The 24271-nt window shown below is 64.6% G+C and carries 23 protein-coding genes; 21 read left to right on the top strand and 2 right to left on the bottom strand.

Going from position 1 to position 24271, the window contains the following annotated elements:
• Nucleotides 1–8: 8 nt before the first annotated feature.
• Genes ABMC89_RS17320 through ABMC89_RS17305 form a run of 4 tightly spaced genes read left to right on the top strand, consistent with a single transcriptional unit; the run spans nt 9 to nt 4334 of the window.
• A complete protein-coding gene (locus ABMC89_RS17320; RefSeq protein WP_349570173.1) occupies nt 9–1100 on the top strand; it encodes a DUF2169 family type VI secretion system accessory protein in 1092 nt (363 codons plus the stop codon).
• Nucleotides 1097–2137: a 3-oxoacyl-ACP synthase gene (locus tag ABMC89_RS17315; RefSeq protein ID WP_349570171.1), complete on the top strand. Its 1041-nt coding sequence runs from the start codon at nt 1097–1099 to the stop codon at nt 2135–2137. Before ABMC89_RS17320 ends, ABMC89_RS17315 begins: the two co-directional genes overlap by 4 nt.
• Nucleotides 2134–3420 (top strand): PAAR-like domain-containing protein, encoded by a 1287-nt coding sequence (locus ABMC89_RS17310; RefSeq protein ID WP_349570169.1) that lies wholly within the window; start codon nt 2134–2136, stop codon nt 3418–3420. The genes ABMC89_RS17315 and ABMC89_RS17310 overlap by 4 nt, the downstream gene beginning before the upstream one ends.
• Nucleotides 3421–3458: 38 nt before the next feature.
• Nucleotides 3459–4334 (top strand): beta propeller repeat protein, encoded by an 876-nt coding sequence (locus ABMC89_RS17305; RefSeq protein WP_349570167.1) that lies wholly within the window; start codon nt 3459–3461, stop codon nt 4332–4334.
• A gap of 3 nt (nt 4335–4337) precedes the next feature.
• Here ABMC89_RS17305 and ABMC89_RS17300 read toward each other — a convergent pair whose 3' ends face one another.
• Both ABMC89_RS17300 and ABMC89_RS17295 read right to left on the bottom strand, forming a co-directional pair.
• A complete protein-coding gene (locus tag ABMC89_RS17300; protein WP_349570165.1) occupies nt 4338–4679 on the bottom strand; it encodes a hypothetical protein in 342 nt (113 codons plus the stop codon).
• Nucleotides 4679–5098 (bottom strand): DUF6484 domain-containing protein, encoded by a 420-nt coding sequence (locus ABMC89_RS17295; protein WP_349570163.1) that lies wholly within the window; start codon nt 5096–5098, stop codon nt 4679–4681. Before ABMC89_RS17295 ends, ABMC89_RS17300 begins: the two co-directional genes overlap by 1 nt.
• A 152-nt stretch (nt 5099–5250) precedes the next feature.
• Here ABMC89_RS17295 and ABMC89_RS17290 point away from each other — a divergent pair, with 152 nt between their 5' ends.
• The 17 genes from ABMC89_RS17290 to tssM all read left to right on the top strand — a co-directional run bounded on the left by ABMC89_RS17290 (nt 5251) and on the right by tssM (nt 24266).
• A complete protein-coding gene (locus ABMC89_RS17290) occupies nt 5251–5676 on the top strand; it encodes a hypothetical protein (protein ID WP_349570161.1) in 426 nt (141 codons plus the stop codon).
• Nucleotides 5673–6293 carry a MotA/TolQ/ExbB proton channel family protein gene (locus ABMC89_RS17285; protein ID WP_349570159.1) on the top strand — a complete coding sequence of 207 codons (621 nt, stop codon included), beginning with the start codon at nt 5673–5675 and terminating at the stop codon, nt 6291–6293. The genes ABMC89_RS17290 and ABMC89_RS17285 overlap by 4 nt, the downstream gene beginning before the upstream one ends.
• Nucleotides 6290–6706: an ExbD/TolR family protein gene (locus tag ABMC89_RS17280; protein ID WP_349570157.1), complete on the top strand. Its 417-nt coding sequence runs from the start codon at nt 6290–6292 to the stop codon at nt 6704–6706. The genes ABMC89_RS17285 and ABMC89_RS17280 overlap by 4 nt, the downstream gene beginning before the upstream one ends.
• Complete coding sequence (locus tag ABMC89_RS17275) at nt 6703–7107, top strand: ExbD/TolR family protein (protein WP_349570155.1); 405 nt, start codon at nt 6703–6705, stop codon at nt 7105–7107. The genes ABMC89_RS17280 and ABMC89_RS17275 overlap by 4 nt, the downstream gene beginning before the upstream one ends.
• A complete protein-coding gene (locus ABMC89_RS17270) occupies nt 7104–8519 on the top strand; it encodes a DUF4384 domain-containing protein (RefSeq protein ID WP_349570153.1) in 1416 nt (471 codons plus the stop codon). The genes ABMC89_RS17275 and ABMC89_RS17270 overlap by 4 nt, the downstream gene beginning before the upstream one ends.
• Before the next feature lie 145 nt (nt 8520–8664).
• Complete coding sequence (gene tssA, locus ABMC89_RS17265; RefSeq protein WP_349570151.1) at nt 8665–9810, top strand: type VI secretion system protein TssA; 1146 nt, start codon at nt 8665–8667, stop codon at nt 9808–9810.
• 42 nt (nt 9811–9852) lie between these two features.
• Entirely contained in the window at nt 9853–10389 is a 537-nt protein-coding gene (gene tssB / locus ABMC89_RS17260; RefSeq protein ID WP_349570149.1) for a type VI secretion system contractile sheath small subunit, read from the top strand.
• A gap of 2 nt (nt 10390–10391) precedes the next feature.
• The gene (gene tssC / locus ABMC89_RS17255; RefSeq protein WP_349570147.1) at nt 10392–11897 is read left to right on the top strand and encodes a type VI secretion system contractile sheath large subunit; all 1506 of its coding nucleotides are present in this window, start codon (nt 10392–10394) and stop codon (nt 11895–11897) included.
• A gap of 31 nt (nt 11898–11928) precedes the next feature.
• Nucleotides 11929–12417: an Hcp family type VI secretion system effector gene (locus ABMC89_RS17250; RefSeq protein ID WP_349570145.1), complete on the top strand. Its 489-nt coding sequence runs from the start codon at nt 11929–11931 to the stop codon at nt 12415–12417.
• A gap of 21 nt (nt 12418–12438) precedes the next feature.
• On the top strand, nt 12439–13161 hold the full coding sequence (tssE, locus tag ABMC89_RS17245; RefSeq protein ID WP_349570143.1) for a type VI secretion system baseplate subunit TssE: 723 nt from the start codon (nt 12439–12441) through the stop codon (nt 13159–13161).
• A complete protein-coding gene (gene tssF, locus ABMC89_RS17240; protein WP_349570141.1) occupies nt 13161–15038 on the top strand; it encodes a type VI secretion system baseplate subunit TssF in 1878 nt (625 codons plus the stop codon). Before tssE ends, tssF begins: the two co-directional genes overlap by 1 nt.
• Nucleotides 15002–16057 (top strand): type VI secretion system baseplate subunit TssG, encoded by a 1056-nt coding sequence (gene tssG, locus ABMC89_RS17235; RefSeq protein ID WP_349570139.1) that lies wholly within the window; start codon nt 15002–15004, stop codon nt 16055–16057. Before tssF ends, tssG begins: the two co-directional genes overlap by 37 nt.
• Nucleotides 16054–17559, top strand: coding sequence for a type VI secretion system-associated FHA domain protein TagH (tagH, locus tag ABMC89_RS17230; RefSeq protein WP_349570137.1), 1506 nt, complete (start codon nt 16054–16056; stop codon nt 17557–17559). The genes tssG and tagH overlap by 4 nt, the downstream gene beginning before the upstream one ends.
• 1 nt (nt 17560) lies before the next feature.
• The gene (gene tssJ / locus ABMC89_RS17225; protein WP_349570134.1) at nt 17561–18022 is read left to right on the top strand and encodes a type VI secretion system lipoprotein TssJ; all 462 of its coding nucleotides are present in this window, start codon (nt 17561–17563) and stop codon (nt 18020–18022) included.
• Nucleotides 18023–18040: 18 nt separating this feature from the next.
• Nucleotides 18041–19375, top strand: coding sequence for a type VI secretion system baseplate subunit TssK (gene tssK, locus ABMC89_RS17220; RefSeq protein WP_349570132.1), 1335 nt, complete (start codon nt 18041–18043; stop codon nt 19373–19375).
• Nucleotides 19376–19382: 7 nt separating this feature from the next.
• Nucleotides 19383–20723, top strand: coding sequence for a type IVB secretion system protein IcmH/DotU (gene icmH, locus ABMC89_RS17215; RefSeq protein ID WP_349570130.1), 1341 nt, complete (start codon nt 19383–19385; stop codon nt 20721–20723).
• Nucleotides 20724–20726: 3 nt separating this feature from the next.
• Nucleotides 20727–24266 (top strand): type VI secretion system membrane subunit TssM, encoded by a 3540-nt coding sequence (tssM, locus tag ABMC89_RS17210; RefSeq protein WP_349570128.1) that lies wholly within the window; start codon nt 20727–20729, stop codon nt 24264–24266.
• Nucleotides 24267–24271 lie beyond the last annotated feature (5 nt).

Genomic DNA, 24271 nt, shown 5'->3' with positions numbered 1-24271 from the left:
GCGCGGCCATGAAGGTCTTCAACCGCCCCGGCTATCTTCACCAGCATACGGTGGGCATGGATGTCGCGGGGCGCGAGCATTTCGTTCTGGTCATCAAGGGCAGCTTTGGCTTCCCCGATCACAGCGGCGCACCGATGCAACCGGCGGCGGAGCACGTGCCGCTGGTCTACGCGGATGAGCACACCGGCGCGCCGGGATTTTCCGCGACGCGGTGGGAAACCGATTTCGCCTTTCGCAAGCCCAAGTGTGATATCGTCGTTCAGGGCGCGGCCTATGCGCCCGGCGGTCGTCGTGCCGAACGGGTCCAGGTGGGCTTGCGTGTCGGCGGATGGCAGAAAAGCTTTCACGTGGTCGGCCACCGCGAATGGCGCGTGCTGGGCCCGTCGATCGCCGCGACCGATCCCTATCCTTTCACGCGGCAGGCCTTCGGGTACGATACCGCCTTCGGCGGTGTGGACAGGCTCGATCCCGATGATGCCACGCCGCCCGCGTACTACCCCAACCCGCACGGGCGCGGCTTTGCCAGCTTTCGCAACCAATCCAAGCTGTCGGGCCAGCCGTTGCCGCTGACCGAAGAGGTGGGGCAGCCGGTCACATCTCCCTACGAGGAATACAAACCCATGGCGCTGGGGCCGGTCTGGCGCGGCTTCCCCGATCGGCTGCGCCACGGCGGCACCTACGACCAGAAATGGCAGGACGAAGTGTTTCCCTTCCTGCCCGCCGACTTCGACGAAAGATACTATCAGCAGGTTGGTGTGGACCAGCAGATTGAAAAACCCAAGCGCCCGCAGGACGTCGTGCTGCTGAACCTGACGCCTTCGGGCCGCGAGGCGTTCCGCCTGCCTGACACGGCGCTTCCCGTCCGGCTTTTCCGGGAGTGGGAGACTGTCTTCGACGACACGGTTTATCCCGACACGCTGCTGTTCGATACCGAGGCGCGGCTCTTGTCGATGGTCTGGCGGGTCGAGGTTCCGCTCAAGCGCATTGTCACCGAAATCACCGAGGCATGGATCGGCAAGCCACGCCGCGGGCTGGTCCGCGCCAAGGAAACGGGCAAGGCCTATGTTCCCCTGCGCCTGCCGCAGGAGGCCGAGGGATGAGCACCGGTGTCAACATCATCGGGTGCGGTATGGTCACGGCGGTGGGGCTGAACGCCGCCGCCACCACTGCGGCCATGCGCGCGGGGCTCGACGGGTTTCAGGAAACCCAGTTCATGTCGGCGGGGGGCGAATGGCTGATCGGCGCACCGGTGCCGCTGCCGCGCGACTGGGTCGGGGAAAAACGGCTCGCCCATCTGGCAGCGGGCGCGCTGCTGGACGCTTTGGACGGTCACGCTCAGGCCGCCGGGGACCTGCAGATCGTCCTTTGCCTCGCAGAGGAGGGCCGCCCCGGCCGTCCGGTCCGCGATGACACGCGGTTTGCGCAGCGGATGCTGGAATTCGCGGGCCTTCCTTCCCGCACCAAGGTCCACAGCGTCCGCCACGGCCGCCCGTCGGGCATCGTGGCGCTGGAACGCATCCGGCGCATGTTCGCGCGCGGCGAAGCGGGCCACGCGGTTGTTCTGGGCGTGGACAGCCTGCTCAGCGGACCGACCATCGCGCATTTCCTTGCCGAGGAACGCCTGTTGACCCCCGACATCGCCAACGCCTTCATCCCCGGCGAAGCCGCCGCCGCCATCCTGTGCCAAGCCGGCGCGCCCGCGCATTTCGCGCTCTCGGGGATCGGCCTCACGCGCGAGCGGGCGTTCCTCTACAACCCCGAAGATCTGCCCCTGCGGGCCGATGCCATGACCCAGGCCTACCGTGACGCGATGGCGGCGGCCAATATCACCGACTTCGGCCATGTCGATTACCGGATCTGCGACATGACCGGCGAAAGCTATTTCTTCAAACAATCCGCGCTGGCGATGCAGCGCACGATGCGCACCCACCGCGACCCGCAGGACATCTGGAGCCCGACTGACAGCGTCGGCAATATCGGCGCGGCAATGGTGCCGCTGATGATCGGCTGGGGGCTGACCGCGTTCGAGCGCGGCTATGGGCCCGGCGAGGTGGTGCTGATCGAGGCGACGGGGGACGACGGCGCCTGCGGGGCGGCGATCCTGCAGGCCGCCACCCGCGAGAGGGCCGCCGCATGAGCGTATTCGCCAACAAGCTGGAAGTGTCGTGCAAGGCGCAGGCCAACAAGGTCATCGCGTCTTTTCCCGACGTGTGCATGACCCCGCCGGAAGCCCCGCCAACACCGCCCGGCGTGCCGATCCCCTATCCCAACTTCGGCCTCGACGGCGATACGGACAAGGGCACCGGATCGGTCAAGATCGGCGGCAAGACGGTCAACCTCAAGAACACGTCCTATTTCACCAAGACCACCGGCGACGAGGCGGGCGCCGCGGCCAAGAAGGGCGTGGTCAGCTCCAAGAACACCGGCAAAGCCTACAGCCAGGCGTTTTCGATGAACGTCAAGGCCGAGGGCAAGAACCTGACCCGCTTCTCGGACATCCAGACCGACAACCACGGCTCCCCGCCGAATTCACCGCCCTGGCCGAAGATTGCAGCGATTCACATGCCGGGTGGTGAAGATCCCTGCAAGGGAAACAAGGAAGCGATCGAGACCAACTGCACACCGAAAGACAAAACCGTCGAAGAGCACTGTGCTGACGCGGGCTTGGCCACTGGGGATAACAAGACATCGGCCAGTGATCAAACCCTCGTGGTCAAGAAGGGCAAAGCCACGCTTGGCGGAAAGACCGCGGCGAAAAAACTTGGGCCCGAGCAGAGCCGCATCAACAAGCAACGCATGAAGGACTACGGCGCTGCACAACGCAACGACTGCCTGAAGGCGCTCCGCTGCAAGCTTGTCAGCAAAGATGACGCGGACAACGGCGCCTGCTGCCAGCGCCAGACAGGTCACCACATGGTGCCGGAGTCAGGTTTCTGCGCGCCCGATGGGACAAAGCTGGACGGGTGCGAGAGCTACGATGAAAACAAGGCGCTTTGCATTTGCGCGGAGGGCGCAAGCCACAACAAGGGAAGCCATGGATTGATGCACGCCGACATGTACACCGAGATCCTGGCCAAGACCGGGGATGCGGGCAGCCCGGATTTGCAGGATCTTGCGCTGCCCAAGAAAAACAACAAAAGGCCCGCTCCGATCAAAGCGCGCGCGATGACTTATGATGACATGAAGGAGAAGGCCATCAGTTCGGTCGGCAAGATATTCCCCGCTTCCGATTGCTCGCCGGCGTGTTTGAGGGCCCAGCTCGATACATGGCATTCCGAAGAAGCGAAGATCGCCAAGAATCAGAAGCTGCGCGCTGATCCGATCCCGGGACGACCGCCTGAAGAATCAGAGCGTTTGATGCGCAATATCGCCGCCATCAACGCTTGGGCTAAAAAGATGGCGAAACTGGCCGGCTTCTGAACGCAAAAGGATGTGATGTGTACCCGATCCTTGAAAAGATGACGATAGTGACGGCGGCGGCCCAATCTGAGGACGTGATCGCTTTCGCGATGGTGATCGACGAGCTTGCCGAAGATCCGCAAAGTGGTCACGCCGCAATCTACGTGCTCGAGGTCGATACGGTTCGCCTGATCGATAGCCTCGAATACAGTGTGGTCTCTGTCGCCTATTCTGATGCCGGTCCCATGACGCTTGGTGACTGGGGGAAGTTCAAACTCTACAACGGGGACACCGGAACCGAAGAGACGATCCCCGTCAAACGCGGACCGCTGCGCGGACTTGGTTGGATCGGAGGGCGCGCTTTTAGCTGCGGCGCAGCCATGCAGGTCTGGCGCCGCGATGCTCCCGAAAGCTGGACAGACATCTCTCCGCCGGAAGATTTGCGTACCGAGTTCGATAATCACATTTTCGAAGCAATCGACGGTTTCGCAACAGACGAAGTCTATGTCGCCGGCGACTTCGGGGTGATCTGGTACTGGGACGGCTCCGCGTGGGACCCCATTCAGTGCGCAAGCAATGCGTGCTTTTATGCGATCCATTGCGCATCGGATGGCTACGTCTATGCCGCAGGCCAGGCGGGGACTGTCGCGCGCGGGCGGCGCAGCGATTTCGAGATCCTTTACAGCGATCCAGACATTATCGACCTTTGGTCCGTGGATGATTTCGACGGGGAAATCTATTTCGCAGGCTACACCGCCCTCTTCCAACTCGATTTCGAAAACGAACTGACGTTGATCCCCGAGCCCTTGGAATTCTGCCGGACTTATGGGGTGCTCTCGTCCGCCGAAGGGGTATTGTGGTCTGTGGGCGAAAAGGACGTCATGATCTATGACCGGGACGCTTGGCTGCGCTATATGGAAGTCGATGTGGCCTGATCTTCAGCCTAGCTTGCTGGCCAGATAGGCGCGAACGCCCGCCAGATCCAGATCGGCGACCGTCAGCTTTCGCGCGCCGGGCTGCAGCATCCGCAGCACGAACAATTCACCCGCTTCGGGAAATTCGGCAAAGCGGGCTTCGGCAATGGCGACGCCGTCGTCTCCGGCGATGCGGATTCCGTCCAGATGCGCGTCCAGCCGTTCGACCAGCCGGGCCAGCCGCTCTTCGTCCATGTCGGGGTTTTCGTCGGGATTGAGAAGATGCCAGTCGTAGAGACACCACAGGTGCGCAGCCTCTTCGGCGTGCTGGCGCACGATGTTCTCGATGATCGGAACGGCGACCATCAGTTCAGATTGACCGAACCGCCGCGGATGTGGTTGGACCCCGACGCATGGCTGACCAGATGCGTTCCGCGAATGGTGATGTGACCGTCCTTTTCCATGATGATCGCGGATTTGCCGACCCGCAGCTCGATCCGTTCCTTGCCCGTGACGCGGACGGTTTCGCCGTCGCGGATGACGTTCGCCCCATCGTTGCGCACCGGGTCGACAATGCGCCCGATGATCAGCGGGCGCGTGCGCGCACCATCCTCAAAGAGCAGCGCCACCTCGCACCCCGCATCCTGCGCGCCGAGGCTACACAGGCTGCGCGCGGGCAGCGCGTGATCTTCGGGGTTGGAGGGGAAGACGACCAATGGCGCCCCGTCGCGAAAGCCCAGCAACAGACCGATCACGACACCGTCGATGTTCTCGGTGACATCCATCACACTCTCCTGAAAATACGTTCAATCAATGCACGCAGTATTCCACGCGCCGCGCGATTTACCAAGAACGCGATGCGCGGGGGAGGAAAATTCTGACCTGAACGGGACAGAATCGCTGTAGGATCGGGATATTCATTTTGAAAGGTCACGCATTGAAAAACCTCATTCCGGTCATCGCGACCTCTGCCGCGCTGTGTTTGGTTCCCGTTTGGGGGAGTGCACAGACCGCCATGCTGGGCGTCGAACTCAACAAGCTAGAACAGCAGGACGGCGCCTCGTGCCGCGCCTACTTCCTGTTTCGCAACGATCTGGGACGCACGCTCGAGGCGTTCGAGATGTCGCTTGCGATCCTCGACGGGGACGGGATCATCGACCAGCTGCTGACGGTGGACGCAGCGCCCGTGCCGGTGGCGCGCACGACGCTGAAACTGTTCGAGTTTCCGGATATCGCCTGCGACGGTATCTCGGAGATCCTGCTGCACGATATCGCCGCCTGCCGTCCCCAGAACGGTGAAGAGATGAATTGCTTCGAGGTGCTCGACCTGTCCAGCAAGGCGCGGGCGGCTTTGGTCAAATGACCGGTATCCTGTCCGATCTCGGGACAGCGGGGCCGGTTCTGATCGTGCTGTCGGTCCTTTCGCTGTTGTCGGTCGCGGTCTTTATCGCCCGCCTGATCGCCCTCGGCCGGATCACCGCGGGCCGCGAGGCACGCAACCGCTGGCTGGACGGGCTGGAGACGGGCGCGCGCGATCCTGCCCCCGGCGGCAGCACCCCCGCCGACCGCGTGGCGTCGCGCGCCGCTGACCTGATGGCGCGCGATGTGGCTGCCCCTGCCATGTCGGCGGACCTCGTGCAGATGGGCAATGCCGAAGTGTTGTCGATGGGGCGGGGAATCCGGTTGCTGGAACTGATTGGGATGGTGGCGCCCCTTCTCGGGCTGCTCGGCACGGTGCTGGGAATGATCCAGTCCTTCCGCTCGCTGGAGCTGGCGCAGGGCGCGGCCAATGCCTCGATCCTCGCCGGGGGGATCTGGCAGGCGCTGCTGACGACAGCGGCGGGATTGATCGTGGCGATTCCGGCGGTGGTCGGGGCCGCAATCCTGCAGGCTCGCGCCGAAACCGGCACCCAGGAGATCGAGCGCGTGATCGGCCGCACCACGCTGGCACGCGGGACCGGCGGAAAGGACACGGCGTGATCCTCGCCCGTCCTGCCAGACCGGCGCGGCGGGTGACGCTCGTCCCGTTGATCGACGTGCTGTTCATCCTGCTGGTCTATTTCATGGTGACGTCCGTCTACCGTGATCTGGATATGATCCCGCTTGCGGAGACGCAGGACGCGCCGCAAGCGGTGACACCTGCAAAGGACCGCCGCACCGGGCCGGTCGCATTGCTGCGCCTGACCGCGGGCGGCGAGGTGGCGCTGCGGGGCAGAACGCTCGATCCGCGCGGTCTGCGTGAATTTCTGGAAACCACGGCGGCAGAGGGCGGGCGGCTTTTGATCCTGCCCTCGGGCTCTGCGCCCCTGCAGGCGCTGACCCGCCTGATGGATGCGACCGCAGCGGCAGGGATCATTGACGCGCGTCTGGTCAGGATCGAGGCATCGCCTTGAGGCTTGTCCGCCCCGATCACCGGCCCGCCACGGAGCCGATCATTGCGTTGATCGACGTGGTTTTCTTTCTGTTGGTGTTTTTCATGCTCGTGGCACGGCTCGACGCCTCGGCCCCGTTCGAGGTGGCCCCGCCGCTGGCGCTGAGCGGTCAGGATATGCCCGGTGGTGGAGTCACCCTTTCCGTCGGGCGCGACGGCAGGCTCGCCGTGGACGGCACAGCGGTGCCCGGCGAGGATTGGGAACGCTCTGTCGCTGCGGCCATGGACCGTGGGCAAGCCACGCTGATCCGCGTCAACGCGCACCGCGACACGCCGCTTCGTCACATCCTGCCGCTGATCGAAGCGCTTGAGCGCGGTGGCTATGGCGAGGTCGTCCTTGTCGTGACGCCGGACGCGCGATGAGGGGGCGCATCGGTCTTGCCGTGGTGTTGTCGCTGGCGGTTCACGGGATCGCGGCAGCGGCGCTGCTGCCCTTGCTCGCGCCCCGCCCGATGCCGCAACAGGACCACGCGCGCAGCACGCTTGCGCTGGCTACGGTGCAGGTGCCGCAACAGCGTGCGACCGAACGTGAACCACCCGCACCCAAAGCGGATAGCGCAGCCACGCAGGGCGGGCGCCTGGGCGCGGGGCCCGTGCCGCGCGGGCAGGCGGTTGCGCGGCCTGCAACCGGGCCCCGTGCCGCAGCACTGACCGGCAGGGCAACGGCGCTCCCCGCCCTCGCGCAAACGCAGCCGGCGGATCCTGCGGTCAGCCCGACCGTGGCACTGCAAACGCCCGTAGAAACGAAAGAGCTGGCCCTGGCCGCAGCGGTGCGGCCGGTTTCTGCAAGGCTGCAAAACGTTGAGGATGCGTCACAGACCACACCGGCGATCATCACCCCCGCCGCGCCCGCCGGACAGGTCGCTCTGCCGGCCACTGCCGCACTGGCACCCGCGGACGCGCAGGGTCCATCGCAGCAGGGACAGCGCGCGGACGGCGCGCAGGTGGCAGCCGTGCTGCCCGATGCTGCGGCACTCACGGCGACATTGGGCTGGAGCGGCGCGGAGAACCTGACGCTCGACCCGCAAAGCCTTGCCACGCTCGAGGCGTTTCTCAGCCCGCAGACGGATACGGCGCGCGCGGTGCGCGACAGCATGACCCGTATCATGGGCGCACCGCCCTGCGCGCGCGTCCAAACCGTGTTCGACCCCGATACCGGCGCGCTGGAACTGCGCGGGCATCTGCCCGACGAAACGCTGCGCGTCCCTTTGCTGGACCGAATGCGCGCACAGGTGGGCACGGCGCTGCCCTTGCGCGATGCGCTGCGCATCCTGCCCCCACCGCAATGCGGCACGCTTGATGCAATCACCGCGCTGGGCCTGCCGCAATCGGAAGAGCAACTGACCGACAGCGATCTGGTTGGCGAGGCGGCGCAGGTGCGTGAATACGCCTTCACCGAAGGTGACCGGCTGACCATCGACCTGACCGGCCCCGACTATCCCGCCTATGTCTACGTGGACTATTTCGACGCCGAAGGGCAGGTGATCCACCTGCGCCCCAACGCGCAGACCCCGCTGGTGCAAACGGCGCAGGCCGAAGTGTTTTCAATCGGGCGCGGGGACGATCTGGACCTGCGGATCGCACCGCCCTTCGGACAGGATATCGCGGTGGCCTTTGCCAGCAGTGTCCCGCTCTACGACGGTCTGCGCCCGCTGGTCGAACCCGCCGCCCCCTACCTTGCCGAGATGCGCGCGCGGATCGCAGAGGCGCGGCAGGCGCACCCGGATTTTCGCGGAGAATGGGCGTATCTCTTCGTGGCGACATCGGCACGGTGACGTAGCGTCGAAAAATAAAATAACGCGCAGAGGGGCGAAAAAAGAAGATCGCGCAATGGTGGAATTCCTTGCCTTTCGCAGAGTTGCTAGAATCACGATCTCGTGCAACAGTCGTACTTGAATTTATTTTGAGAAAGCTAGGGGCATGAATTTTGAGAGCCTCCTCGCGCCCATTGACGGGGATAGCCCTTCGGGTATCGAACTGCGCCATGATTTGCGGTTCCACGAACTGGAGCGTTTGACAGAGCCTGCAACACGGGCCGCGCGGATGAACGACGACGGATCGCTTGCCGAGGCTGAGCCGAATGTCGACTGGCAGCGGATCATCGAAGAAGGCGAGGAGCTGTCTTCGGAGGGGCGCGACCTGCGTCTTCTGGTGCTGATGACGCGCGCGCACTACAATCTTGAAGGGTTCGGGGGGCTGGCCGCCGCCGTCGGGTTTCTGCGCCAGAGCGTGACACAATACTGGGACAGCCTGCATCCCGCACAGCGCGACCGCGACGATCCCAAGGTGGCCGCATTGCCGCGCACCAATGCGCTGCGGCAGCTGGAAAACGACGAAGACGGGCTGCTGTGTGACCTGCGGTTCGGTGTGATCCTCAATCCGCGCGGGATCGGCCCGATCATCGGTGATGACCTGACCGCCGCCAGCCTGAGCGATTTCGACATGCTGTCGCGCTCGGCCTCGGGCCTGAGCCAGGCCGAGAAGGACGCATTGCTGGCCGCGCACGCACAAAAGGTGAACCGCGTGAAGGCGGCGACCCGCGCCATGGCCGCCGAAGACGCCGAGGGGATCGCGGCGCTGATCGCGGGCCTGTCGGCAAGCGAGGCGGCGCTGTCCGAACTCAGCGCGACCGTGGCCAAGGCCGCCGGATTTGCAGACGGCCCCGGCGTGCCGATGCCCGAACTCGAAGAGTTTCTGGCGCTCGCGCGCAAAACGCTGGAAGCGGCGGTCGGGGCAACGGCGGCGGATGCGCCACAGGTGGTCGATGATCCGTCCGCGACCGCACCGCAGGTATCGAACGGGGCCGCTCCCGCTTCCGCGCCGGCACAGGCATCTGCCGCACCGGCGCCCGGCACGATCAATTCACGCGCCGACGTCGAAGCGAGCCTCGACCGGATTATCGGATTTTACGAACGCACCGAACCCAGCAGCCCGATCCCGCATCTTGCGCGGCGGATGCGGCGCATGGTGGCAATGGATTTCCTTGAATTGATGGAGGAAATCGCGCCCTCGGGCCTGAAGGAATTTCGCAATGTGGCAGGAGTTGACGAAGCGAAGAAAAAGTAACCGAAGACCAATATTTTTTGATCAAGACGGAGGTATTTTATTATGAGTGGCAGTAAGCAAAAGGTTATCGAACGCAATCGCGCCCCGCGGGTCCAGATTGCCTATGACGTCGAACACTACGGAAGTCCCACCACCATCGAATTGCCCTTTGTCATGGGGGTGATGGCGGATCTGGCGGGCGAATCCGAAACCCGCGAAGCCAAGAAACCGATCAACGACCGCTCTTTCGTGGAAACCGATGCGGGCCGGTTCAACAAGTTCATGGAAGCGCTCAGCCCGCGGGTGAAGGCGCGTGTGAAGAACACCCTGCCGACCGAGGATGGCGAGGAAAGCGACGAGGAGCTTTTCGTCGATCTCAGCTTCCAGAGCATGAGCGATTTCGCCCCTGACAAGGTGGCCGAACAGGTGCCGCAGCTCAACGAGCTGCTGAAGATGCGCAAGCAGCTCGAAGAATTGCTCAGCTACATGGACGGCAAGGTCGATGCAGAGAAGCGCATCGCGCAGCTGCTGACAAACGAGCCGCTTCTGGCGCAGGCCGCCGAAAAGGCCATGAACGCAACCAAGAACGAGGAGGGCTGAGCATGGCCGAAGAAAAGCAAGCCGCAGGCGCCGCCGCCGAAGCAGAAGCTCTCGATCTGGGGGAATTCAGCGATCTGCTGGAGAAGGATTTCCGCGTCAAGGACAGCGAAGGTGAGAAGCTTCAGGCGCTGGTTGCAAACCTCGCGCTCGCCGCGAAGGAACGCGCCGGAACGGCGGCGATTTCGGGAAATGCGGTCAAATCGATCAAGTCGCTGATCGCGGGCATCGACGGGATGCTGAGCGAGCAGATGAACGAAATCCTGCACGCCCCGGAAGTGCGCAAGATGGAAGGCACATGGCGCGGACTGCATTATCTCGTCAACAATACCGAGACCGACCAGAAGCTGAAAATCCGCGTGCTCAACATCTCGAAAGAGGATCTTGCCGATCATCTGGAGGATTACGAGGGCCAGATGTGGGACCAGTCCCCGATCTTCAAGAAGATCTATTCGGACGAATATTCGATGTTCGGCGGAGAACCTTTCGGGGCGATCGTGGGCGACTACGAATTCAGCCACAAACCCAAGGACGTAAGCCTTCTGCGCAACATCTCGGGCATCGCGGCATCGGCGCACGCGCCGTTCATCGCTGCGGCCGCCCCGCAGCTTTTCCGCATGGAAAGCTGGCAGGAATTGCCGAACCCGCAGGATCTGGAACAGATCGTTTCCAGCCCGGATTACGCAAGCTGGCAGTCGCTGCGCGAAAGCGAGGACGCGCGGTATATCGGTCTGGCGATGCCACGGGTTCTGGGGCGTCTGCCTTACGGCGCCGAAACCGTGCCGGTCAAAGGCTTCGATTTCGAAGAGCAGATCGACGGCCAGCACGACCACTATGTCTGGATGAACGCCGCCTATGCGATGGGCGTGAACATCAACCGCAGCCACAAGATTTCCGGCTGGGGGACACAGATCCGCGGTGTTGAATCGGGCGGTACGGTGATGAACCTGCCGGTCCATACCTTCCCGACCGACGACGGCTCGACGGCCATGAAGTGCCCGACCGAAATCGCCATCGACGACCGGCGCGAGGCGGAACTGGCCAAGCTCGGGATGATGCCGATCCTGCACCGCAAGAACACGGATGTCGCGGCCTTCATCGGCGCCCATTCGTTGCAGGACGATGAAACCCGCGCGAGCCGTCTTGTCGATCCGGACGCGCAGGCGAACGAACGACTGTCCGCCAACCTTCCCTATCTCTTCCCCGTCAGCCGCTTTGCGCATTATCTCAAGGCGATCGCGCGGGACAAGGTCGGGACATTCAAGGAACGGGCCGACATGCAGGTCTGGCTCAGTGAATGGATCAATCGCTATGTTTTGGCGAATCCCGCCATGGCCGATGACAAGGCCAAGGCAAAACGTCCCCTTGCAGCGGCCGAAGTGCAGGTGGACAGCGTTGAGGGCCGTCCCGGTTATTACAACGCGCGTTTTTTCCTGCGGCCACATTACCAGTTGGAGGGCATCAACGCATCGCTGCGTCTGGTTTCTGAGCTGCCCTCCGTCAAATCCTGATTGAAAATGAAGACAATATTGGAGAACCCAAATGCCTTTGACAGCATATCTGAAGATCGGTGACATCGCCGGTGAATCGCAACGTGTCGAGCATGAAGACGAAATCGATATCCATGACATCATGTGGAACATCGAACAGGGATCTGCCGCACAAGTGGGCAAGGGCCGTGCGCGCGCCCGCGCGCAGGTATCGGCACTGAACCTCAAGAAGTTCGTCGATGCCTCGTCGGTCTACCTCGCGCTAGCCTGTATGCAGGGCAAATCCTTTCCCGACATGGTCCTTTCGGTGCGCAAGGACAGCGGCGAGGCGCATCTCGATTATCTGATCATCACGATGGAGAACGTCACCATCTCGAAATACGAAATGGTCGGCGTCGGCGAGGAGGAAGACGGCCAGATGGTCGAGGAGATCCTCGGTCTCGTCTTTGAGAACGTCACCTATAAGTACACCGTGCAGGCCGACGATCACTCCGCCGGAGACGAGCACGAGATCAGCTACGATATCGCGGCAGGCGTCTGATCGGGCGCATGGTAGGTCGCCATGGCGGACCGTGAAACCAACCCTTCCGTCGCCCGGCAGGAAGCCGTCCAGCCGTCCCTGTGGGACAGGTTGGTCGACGACCTGCCGGGCCTCGACGCCGAACATGACGCGCTGGTGCGCGATCTGACAAAGGCGTTGGGGTCTGCCGATGACGTGGCCGCGCTGATCGGCGGCGGGACGCGGGCCATCGAGCGGCACAGCGATCTGGACGAGGACGCGAAACTGCTCGCCTACCGGCTGGTCAACCTGTCGACCCGGAAGCGCCGCCTCGAGGAAGGGGGTGTTGTGGTGACGGCGGACGTGCTGCGCGAGGCCGTGCGCCGCGACATCGAAATGCTGTTCAACATCGAAAGGCTGGAGGCCCAATTCTTGCTCACCGACCGTGAAACCCTTGACCACGAAAGCCCGGCCCACCAGCTGGCCGACTTTCCCGAGATCAGGCGATCCGTCCTGAACTACGGTGTGCCGTCCTTTTCCGGCCGGTCGGGTGCGGATTTCGACAAGGATGCACTGGCGCGCGAGATCAAGGAGCTTCTGAACGTATTCGAACCACGGCTGAAGAAGGACACCGTCAAGGTGCGTGTGCGCACCGGCGACAAGGTCGGGATGCGGATCGATATCGACGGGGTGCTGTTGCTGTCGCCGGTGCCTGAACGGCTGCGGCTCTCCACCAGCATCGATATGGACAACGGCCGCGCCATGACCGCGCTGGAGGAACGCTGATGGATCAGGCGTTTCTGGAATACTACGAGGAAGAGCTGTCGCACATCCGCACCGTCGCCGAGGAATTCGCGGCGCTGCACCCGAACGTGGCGCGCAATCTCGCGCTCGACAGCATCCCGTGCCCCGATCCTTATGTCGAACGCCTGCTTGAGGGGGTTGCCTTTCTCGCCGCGCGGACGCGACTGAAGGTCGACGGTGAAAGCAGCCGCTATGTGCGCACGCTGATCGACACGCTCTATCCCGATCTCGGGGGCCCCGCGCCCGCGATGACCATGGCCGCGATGACACCGGGCCCGCAGGTGCTGCGGATGCTCGACGGGCATACGATGAAACGCGGCACGCGGCTGATGTCGGGTCTGCGCGAGGGGCAACAGACGCGCTGCACCTACACCACCGCCCAGTCGACGCAGCTGTGGCCCGTGGCCATCCACGAGGTCGAGTATCTTCAGGACCGTGGCGCGCTCTCCCAGGCCGGCGTGAACAGCACGGCAGCCCGTGACGCGGCGGCGGGTATCCGCATCACGATCAAGCGCGAGGGCGCGGGGCAGCTTTCCGAGCTGTCACTGGACCAGCTCGACATCTATTTCGGGGCCGACACACGCGGTGGCGATATCTTCGACGCGGTGTTCGGTTTCGGCGCGGGGGCGCTGGCGCGGCCCGCCGAGAAAAGCATCCCCTTCGTGCCCGTCGACCGGCCCGGCATGATCGGTGTCGCGGACGGTGACGCGCTTTTGCCCCGCGTGCGGTCGTCCTTCGAGGGCTACCGGCTGCTGCGCGAGTATTTCCTGATGCCGAGCCGCTTTTATTTCATGCGGCTGGGGGCGCTGGCCCCGGTGGTCCGGCGCTGTGACAAGAACGCGCTGGAAATCATCGTCCTGCTCAGCGAAGAGCGCGCCGACCTGTCGAGCATCAGCGCCAAGGATTTCAGCCTGTTCACGGTGCCGGTGGTCAACCTCTTCGAGCACGAGTGTAATATCGTCGAGGTCCGCCGGAACCGCGCGCAGCATATCGTTCAGGCCGACCGCACGCGCCCGCGCGACTACGAAATCTACCGGCTGCTGCGCGTCGAGGATGCGGAAACGGACGGGCCGCAATCGCGGGTCACCCCGCTGTTCTCGGTCGAGGCAGAGGCCGACAGCGGCTATGTCTATTCCGCAGACCGCCGTCCGCGCCGCCCCGACACCGAAGAGGTCCGGCGCGGGCAGACACGGTCGAGCTATATCGGGGATGATTTCTATATCGCGATCGGGCGCCCCGGCCACGGACGTGCGGCCAAGATGATCCGGCGGCTCGATGTGCGGGCGCTGTGTACGAACCGCGATCTGCCGATCCTCGACGACCAGCCGAAGCTGACGCTCGACAGCGGCGATCCGGTGCAGGCGGTGCGGCTGCTGTCGCCGATGCGCAGGCCGCGCGCGTCCCTGCGCGCCAGTCTGCCGTCGGGGGCGTCCGACGAACGCAAGATCGACGATCTGACGTGGCGGTGGATTTCGCAACTCAGCCTCAACCACATCTCGCTGGCCGAGGGGGAGGCAGGGGCCGAACCGCTACGCGCGCTGATCAAGCTTTACGCCGACCGCGGCGATCCCGCGCTGGGGCGCCACGGCACGTCCATCACAGGCCTGCGCTCGCGCCCCCTGCTGGAGCGGTTGCAGATCGGTGGCCCGCTGTGTTTCGGCCATGGCACCGAGATCACGGTCGAGGTGAATGATGCCATCCTGAGCGGGGGCAGCCGGTTGTTGCTGTCGGCGCTGCTGGCGCAGCTTTTCGCGCGGCACACCGCGATCAATTCCTTCGTGCGCACGCGCACGCATCTCACCCAAGCGCAGAAGGAGGTGACATGGCCGATGACGACCGGCACACGCGCGCTGATCTGAGCACGCCCGAAGCCATCGCCCGCATGGATTTCTTCGAACTCCTGCGCCAGCTCGAGACCGACACCATGCGGTTCGGTCGCGCGGGCGGAGCGGGGCGCGAACCCGCGCGTCTGGGCCAGACCGCACGGCTGTCTTTCGCTGCCGCCGACGTGGCCGGTTTTTTCGAAGGGGATGACAAACGCAAGCCGCAAGTCGACGTGAACGTTCTGGGTCTGATCGGACCCGAAGGGCCGATGCCGCTGCATATGACGCGCTGGATCATGGCGCGACTGTCGAACCGCTGGTTCGCGGGCGACAGCAGCGGTGCGGTTGCCGATACGTCCTTTCTCGATTTCATCAACATGCTGCAACATCGGCTGATCGCGCTTTACTGGCGGGCGTGGGCGGATGCACAGCCCGAGATCAATATCGCCCACGGTGACGGCGGGCGTGTCACGGCGACGATGCGCGCGCTCGCGGGGCAGGGGCTTCCCGGGACGACGACAGGCGATATCCGCCTTGATGGGGCAAAGCTGCGTCACGCCACATCGCTGGTGATGGAGGCGCGCAGCCCCGAACGGCTGACCGCTTTTCTTGAAACCGTGCTGGGCGTGCCCGTCACCCTGTCGGAGTTCGAGGGCCGGTGGATTTCGATCCCGGAGCATCTGCAATCGCGGCTGGGTCGCGCCCATGCGGGGCTGGGCACAGGGGCCGTGGCAGGGGCGCGGGTGTTCGACCGCCAAAGCCACGCAGAGCTGCGCCTCGGCCCGCTGACTTTCGCTGAATTCTCGGATTTTCTCGATGATCCGGCGGCCTGGTCGCGGATGCGCCACGCGCTGATTTTCGCCGCGGGAAAGGAAATCCTGTTCAACCTGCGTCTCGTGCTCAAGGCGGGCGAAGTGCCCGCCGCACGGCTCGGTGCGTGCCGTCTGGGCCGCACCAGCTGGATCGCTCCAGCGGCGGATGCGGCGGCGGACGATCTGAGCTTTTCCAACGTCACAGCGGACCCCGCCCCGGACCGGCAAAGGAGTGCGGCATGAAACTGAGGTTCGTCATCGAAGCAGCCCCCGCCCCGCAGGTTGAGACCGAGCGCGTGTTCTCGGGCGGACAGTTGTCCATCGGGCGCAGTTCCGATGCGGATTGGCAGTTCGACGACCCCAAGATGTTCGTGTCGCGCCGCCACTGCGTGATCAGCGAAGAGGCCGGACAGGTGGTGGTGACGGATGCGTCCTCGGGCGGGCTTTACATCGACAATGCCGCTAATCCCGTGGGCCTTGGCAACGCTGTGCCCGTAGAGCCGGGCATGAGGCTGCATCTGGGAGACTTCACGCTGAGGGTCGAATCCGCGTCCGGCGCGGCGGAAACCACGACGCCAGCCGCCCCGCCCGAGCCCGCGCGCAGCAGTTTCTTCCCGTCAGATGACACCCCGGCAGGGCCGCCCGCCCCGCCGCCGGAGCGCCCCCCAAACCTGCCTGACCCCTTCGGTCTGCGCAGCGACGGCAGTCAGGAAAACCGCCACAAGGAAGTCAGCAGACCGCCGCGCCCGCTGGACCAGCGTGATCCCTTCGGTCTGGATCTGCGCAACGACCCCGCAGAGCAACCCGCGCCGCCCGACCGCGAAGAGCCGCCGAAGCGCGGCGGTTTCTTTGACGACGACGATCCGGCACCGGCATCACGCGATCCGGTCGATGTGCCGCCCGTCCCGAAGGCCAAACCCGATATCTTCAGCGACTGGGGCAGGTCGGACAGCCCGGAGCCCGCGCAAGACGACCCAGAGGAAATGGACGGCTTCGACGGGGCAGGATTTTCATTCGATCTGGATCTGGGGGCCGATCCCGTCGCCGATCCTTCGCCGCCCGAAGCGGAAGCAACGGAGCGCAAGGCCCCGGACGCGCAGCCGCAAGAGCAACCGCCGAGTGGACAGACCACGCCCAAACAAGCGGCGCCACCGGCGCAGGCGGGCGACGCGGAATTGCGCGACGCGCTGCTGCGGGGCATGGGGCTCGATCCCGCTGCGTTGCCCTCCGCCGATCCCGCCGCCGAGATGGAACATCTGGGCCGCTCGATGCGCCAACTCGTTGAAGGCGTGATGCTGCTGCTGCGCACCCGCGCGCAGGAAAAGCAGAAAGTGCGCGTGGCGCAGACGATCATCGCCAGCGCCGACGTGAACCCGCTCAAGTTTCTGGCAACGCCCGAAGACGCGCTCGCAGCGCTGATCCGCCCGCGCGGGAAGGGATACCTGCCCCCCGAAGAGGCTGTGGAAGGCGCGTTTCGCGACCTTGCAGACCATCAGGTCCGCACGTGGAGCGCGCTTCAGGTCGCGCTGCGGCGGATGGTGGACAAGTTCGACCCCTCCGAGATCGAGAAGGAGATGGAAGACGTGGGGCTTTTGGAGTCCCTCGTGGCCGGTGGCCGCAGTGCCAAGCTCTGGCAGATTTACGAAGAGCGCTATCGCGAGATCGCCGAGACAGCGGAGAAGCAGTTTCTGGGCGATGTCGGGGTGGATTTCAGGGATGCATATGAAAACAGAAGGACGGACTAGAATGACAGATTTCGCAAGACGCACGTTTTTGATCACGTCGACACTGGGGGCCGCCGCGGTTCTGAGCGGCTGTATGGAGGACGCGCCCGCCGTGCTGTCGGTCAGCGCGCAGGGCGGCGCGGGCATGAACCCCGGCCCCGGCGGGGCAGACCGGCCGGTGACCATCACGGTGCTGCAACTGGCCAGCGCGGCAGCCTTCGATGCGGCCGATTATTTCGCGCTACAAAACCCCTCTGCCGCGCTGGGCGGCGATCTGATCCGGTCGGATCAACTGGTTCTCGCGCCGGGCGGATCGGCGTCCAAGGCGATCACCATCCAGCCGGGCACCAGTGTGATCGGCGTTGTCGGCGGCTTCCGCGATCCGGCGGGCCGCACGGTCAGATCGAAAATCGCGGCACCGGGCGGCAACTCCGGGCTGATCATCAACGTGGGCTCCGGCGGCCTGTCGCTGGCGCGCGTGTAACCCCCTTCGAGGACGCATATGACAGATAGAAACAAGGTCGTCTGGTCGGAAGGGCTGTTCCTGCGGACACAGCATTTCCAGCAACAGGACCGGCACACCGACTGGCTGATCCGCCAGACACTGGCAGCGCAGGCGAACGCGGGGTTCGGCTTCCTTGCGCTGACGGTCGATCCGGTCGCGCTGGATACAGGGCAGATCGCGCTGGCCGAGGCGACCGGTTTCATGCCGGATGGCACGTTTCTATCCGTCCCCGACGGAGCTGCGGAGATAAAGCCGGTGTCCGTCGATGCGAAGACCGAGAGCGGCCTTGTCCAGATCGCGATCCCGTCCGAGGGGGCGGGATCGGCGCAGATCGATCCGGCCCACGCCGAGCCGTCCGGCACGCGCTATCGCGGCGACGTGATCGAGGTCCGCGATGCCATTCGCGGAGGCGCGGACGCCAGCCAGATCGAGGTCGCGCGCCTTGCCCCCAAAATCCTGCTGCCGGGGGATGAAACCGCAGGCTACGTTACGATGCCAATCGCACGGGTCGAGGGGCTCGACAGTGACGGTGCAGTCGCCTTGGACAAGGGATTCCTCGCACCTGCCCTGCGGATCGAGGCGGTGGCGTGGTACGCGCAGCTTCTCAAGGAACTGGTCAACGGCATGGACCGGATCGCGGATGCCCACGGTGCGATGGTTCTGGGCGGAACCGGCGCGTCGATGGAAAACCTGCTGATCCTCGAGCTTGCCAACAGCGCGCGCCCCGAACTGAGCCATCTCGCCGCGCAGAACAACGTCCACCCCGCGACGCTTTACCAGACCCTTGCGGGGATCGCGGGACGGATGGCGACCTACGGCGCTTCGGCGCGCAGGCTGGGCGATCTGCCACCCTACGACCACGCCGATCCGCAGCTGAGCTTTCAGGCGCTGGCCGATACGCTTCGGTCGCTGGTGCTGTCGCTGCGCCATGTCGAGCCGAAGTCGCGCGCCCTGCGCGTTTCGCGGCATTCGGAAAACATCTGGACCGTGCGCATCGACAATCCCGAAATCATCGCCAGCAACCGGATCGTGCTGCGCGTGGGCGGTGACATGTCGGAAAAGATGCTGCGCAAGTTCTTCGTCGATCAGGCGACAGTCGGTGCTGCGGACCAGTTCGAAACGCTGTGGAAGTCGCGGCTGACCGGCATCCCGCTGAAACCTCTCAACAGCCAGCCGCGCGAGATCCCCTACGACGGCGACCGGCTATGCCTCGAACTCGACCGGCAGTCGGAGCACTGGGCGGCATTGCAGGACGCGCCGGGATTTGTGGTGGGGGTGGCCGGAAAATTCGAACGCGAGCCGGAAATCGACTGCTACGCGGTAAACAGGTGAGAACGATATGAGCGCGGATGATCCATTTGGCCTTGAGAACGACGCCGGACGCACCCGCATCCGACCGGTGCGCCGCGCTTCGCAGGCAGCGCAGGCCCCTGCGGCCGCCGCGCCACGCGGTGCGCCGATCCGCACAACCCGCGCCAGTGACAACCCCCTCGTCAATGCCTATGCGGCCCTTCTGGGACTGGCGCCGGAACTTGAACGTGCCACCGCGCCGGAAAACCCCGACGTTCTGCGCACCCGGCTGCACGACACGCTGACGCAATCGCGCGATGCTGCGGTATCGGCGGGTGTGCCGCTCAGCCGTGCGGATCAGGGGGCATGGTTCGTGGCCGCCCTTCTGGACGACATCGCGCTCAATACGCCGTGGGGGGGCAACAGCGGCTGGCCGCGTATGCCGCTGGTGGTGTCGATGTACGGCAACGTCGATGCGGGTGAGCGTTTCTTCGATCTGGCCGAGGATCTGATCCGCTTTCCCGAACGCGATCCGCAGTTGCTGGAGCTTGTCTTCCTGTGCCTCTCGCTGGGGTTTCGGGGCAAGTACCGCGTCGAGGGCGGGCAGGGTGAGGCCGCGATTGCGGCCCTGCGCGGACAGATCAGCCGCCTGCTGCGCGACCGCGACGCCGCCGAGGCGCCACTTGCCCCGCACTGGAAAGGGGTCGAGGTGCAGGACGAGGAAAAGCGGTTCATCGTGCCGCTGTGGTCGATCGGCCTGATCGCCCTTGCGCTGGTGACGGCGATCTACGTGGGGCTCGGGGTCAAGCTGTCGAACCGGGGCGAGCAGCTCTTTACCCTCGCCGGTGTGCTGCCGCCGCCCGAACGCGCCGATATCTTTCGCCCCGTCATCGAAACGGTTGAGCAACCGCAGCTCACCGCCGATCCGCTGGTTTTCGAATTGCTGCCGCTCTTTGCCGAAGCGGCCCCCGAAGAAAGGGTTTCAGCCCTGACCGGTCGCGAGGACGTCTCGCTTGCCGTTGTGGTTGTTCAGGGCACATCGCCCGAAGTGTTCCGGTCGGCGAAGGCCGATCTGAACGGCGAATACGCGGCCCTGATCGACAGTATGGCCGGTGTGATCGTCGAGAACATCGATTTCATCGGGCAGGTGCAGGTCGTCGGCCACACCGACAGCATTCAGGTGCGCACCTCTAATCCGTTCCGGTCCAATCAGGGCCTGTCAGAGGCGCGCGCCAAGACCATCGCCGACATGCTGATCGCGGCGGGTGTCCCCGCCGGTCTGGTCACTTCCGAGGGGCGCGCGGCAACCGACCCGATTGCCGACAACGCGACCCGCGAGGGCCGTGCGCGCAACCGCCGCGTCGAAATCATTCTGCAAAAGAAGGTCTGAACCATGGGCGCGTTGAAAAAGATCCTCGGTTTCCTGTTCTCGCGGTTCCTCTGGACGCTGATCGGAATCGTGATCCTGTGCACGCTCATCTGGTTTTACGGGCCGCTGATCAGCGTGGGCGAGGCGGCACCGCTTGCCAGCGACCTGTCGCGCATCATCGTGATCGGCGTGATCATCATCCTGTGGCTTGTCACGATGCTGCTGCGCCAGATGCGAGCGGCGCGCGCCAACCGCGCCTTTGTCGCGGAACTGGCCGCGCCCGATCCCGAAACCGCGTCACGTCCGGGTGACGAGAATCTGGCCGAGGTGCAGGCGAAGTTCCAGGGCATCATGGAGCAGATGAAGCGATCGAAACTGGGAGGGCGCAAGTTTCTGCGCGACATGCCGTGGTACGTCATCATCGGTCCGCCCGGCACCGGCAAGACCACCGCGCTGCGCCAGTCGGGCCTGCATTTTCCCATAGACCTGTCCGACGATCTGAAAGGCATCGGCGGGACGCGGAACTGCGACTGGTTCTTTACCGAAGACGCGGTCCTGATCGATACCGCAGGGCGCTATGTCCAGCAGCAAAGCGATCCGGATGTCGATGCGGCAGAGTGGAAGGGTTTTGTCGATCTGCTGGTCAAACACCGCGGGCGCCGCGCGCTGAACGGCGTGATCCTGACGCTTTCGGTGCAGGAACTGGCCGCGGACGATACCGCAATCCGCGAACATGGCCGCGAGATCCGCAAGCGTCTGGCGGAACTGCGCAGCGAGACGGGGCTGAAGCTGCCGGTCTACCTGATGATCACCAAGGCTGATCTGGTGCCGGGGTTCGAGGCGTATTTTGGCGATCTGAACGCGCAGGACCGCGAACAGGTCTGGGGGGCGACACTGGGCACCGGTGACCGCGTGGACGGCCTGACCATCGAGCGCGAGATGCGCGTTCTGCAAGAAGCGCTCGAAGAGCGGCTGACCGCGCGGATTGCCGATGATCTGCCGCTGGACCAGCGCGCCGAGGTGTTCCGCTTTCCCGGTCAGCTCGACCAGCTGACCGGACCTCTCAAGGTTCTGGTCGAAGCGATTTTCGGCGAAAGCCGCTACGAGGAAAGCCCGTGGATGCGCGGGATCTATTTCACATCGGCGACGCAGGAAGGCTCTCCCATCGACCGGATGGTGTCGGGGATCGCGGGCTCGCTTGGCCTGTCCGCACCGATGCCCGCGCGCCGTGCGCATGGCACCACCCGCAGCTTTTTCCTGCGTAACCTGCTGACCGATCTGATCTTTCCCGAGGCGGGGCTGGGCCGGTTCGATCCGCGCGCCGAGGAACGGCGCCGGTGGATCTGGCGCGGAACGCTTGCGGGTGCGACGCTGGTGACCGTGCTGTTGGGGACTGTCTTTCTGTTTTCGTTTTTGCGCTACAACGGTGCGCTGGGCGAACAGGAACGGCAGCTGACGAACCTGTCCGCGCGGCTGGCCAATGTCGCCGCGCGTCAGGCGCCCACCGATCCGCTCGACCTCAACCTCGCGCTGGAAGCGGCGAACGAAACCGCGAATGCGCAGACTTCGGTGGCGCCTAGCCCCCTGACGCTGATCGGCCCGACGGCGGAGCCGGAGCTGGCGCAGATCCATGCCATCGCTTACGACCAGACCCTGCGCAATATCCTGGAGCCGCGCATGGTCGCCCTTCTGGAGGCGACGATGTGGCGGCATTCGCGGGATCCCGAGTTCCTGCTTGGCGCGCTGAAATCCTACCAGATGATGACGGGGCAGGCGCCCTATGACGCCGCGTTTCTGGGCCAGTGGTGGCAGGTTGTCCTGCCGGAGTTCGCACCGATCGATCCGTTTCCGACCGAAGAATCCGTCGATCACCAGCTTGCGGCCCTGTCGCGCATGTCGGGCGAACCCGACAAGATCGAACATGACCCGGCGCTGGTTTCGGTCGCGCTGGAAAGCATCTGCACGATTCCGCTTGCGGTGCGGGCCTACCGCAACCTGCGCACAGATCCGGCGGTGACCGGCCTGAAGGACTGGATCCCGGCCGAAAAGACAGGGCCGAACGGACCCCGCGTCCTGACCCGCCTGTCAGAGCAGACCCTGCGCGTGGGCCTGCCGGGGGCCTTCACCTACGACGGTTTCCATCAGGTCGTTCTGCCGCTCGTGCCCGAGGTCGCGGCGCAGGCCATCCTTGACCGTGCGGTATTCGCGGGCGGCTGTTCCGAAAGCGCCGAGGCGTCCGAAGAGACGCTGGAGCAGGATATTCTCAAGCTCTACTACGATGATTTCATCTCGCAGTGGGACGGGTTCCTGCGCGACGTGCGGCTGACACCGATTGGCGATCTGGCGCAGGCGCGCCAGAACCTCAAGGATCTCGCATCGGCGGATTCGGCGTTGAAACGGCTTCTGGAATCCGTGGTCTACGAGACCCATCTTGCCCGCGTCGAAGAAGAGGGCGACGGCAACGCCGCCGCACAGAAAGGGGCGCTCAAGGCCGCGTCGAAGCTGGGCAAGCTGGGCAAACTGGTCAAGACGGGCGCCAAGATCGCGCGCACCACCAAGACCGACGGCCCGCCTCCGCGCCCGCCGGGCGAGATCGTGTCGAACCATTTCGCGCCGATCCGTGCGACGGTGCAGGAAGTCGACGGCCAACCGCCGCTTCTGGGCGATGCGGTGGCGGCGTTGACGGCGCTGTCGAACGAATTGCAGACCGTCGCCGCCAGCCCCGATCCGCAGGCTGCGCTGCTGGCACGGGGAGGATTGCCGCAGTTGACCGGTGCCATCGCCAATGAAGCCGCCGTTCTGCCCGATCCGATAGACACATGGCTGACAGGGATCGCCGGGGATACGATCGCCGTCACCCGCGAAGCGGTGATTGCGCAGCTGAACGCCCGTTGGCGTGCCGATGTCCTGCCGTTCTGCACCTCTGCCACATCGGGCCGGTATCCTTTCGATCAGTCCAGCGCCATCGACGTCAATACGCTCGATTTCGCGCGGCTCTTTGGCGGAGGCGGGTTGATGGACAAGTTCATCAACGATCATCTCCAGCCCTATATAGACAATGCCGTGCGCCCGTGGCGCTGGCGGGCGGATTTCGGGCTGGACGCCGCATCGCTGGAGCCGTTCGAGCACGCCCGTGCGATGCGCGATGCGTTGTTTCCGGGCGGTGCGGGGCCGGTCATGGCTTTCTCGCTGGAGCCGACGGACCTTTCTGCCAACGCCAGCCGCGTCACCCTGAACGTCGACGGGCAAAACCTGAGCTATTTCAACGCCGCCGCACGTCCCGCGCCGATGACATGGCCGGGACCGGACGGCACCAACATGATCACGCTCAGCTTCGCGCCGGTGAACGGCACGGCCGAACTGGTGACGTCGGAAACCGGAAGCTGGGCGATCCTGCGTCTCATCCGCAAAGGCCGCCTGTCGCCCACAGCCCTGCCCGAAGCCTTTGATCTCCGGCTCTCGGCCGGAGGTTTCTCGGCCAATTTCAACTTGCGGGCCAACTCGGTCGAAAACCCCTTCGATTTGGAAATGTTCTCCGGGTTTTCCTGCCCGCGCGGATTCTGAGCGCC

This window comes from Sulfitobacter sp. HNIBRBA3233, from assembly GCF_040149665.1.
GTDB classification, from domain to species: domain Bacteria; phylum Pseudomonadota; class Alphaproteobacteria; order Rhodobacterales; family Rhodobacteraceae; genus Sulfitobacter; species Sulfitobacter marinivivus.
This window is presented reverse-complemented; position numbering and strand designations above follow the sequence as displayed.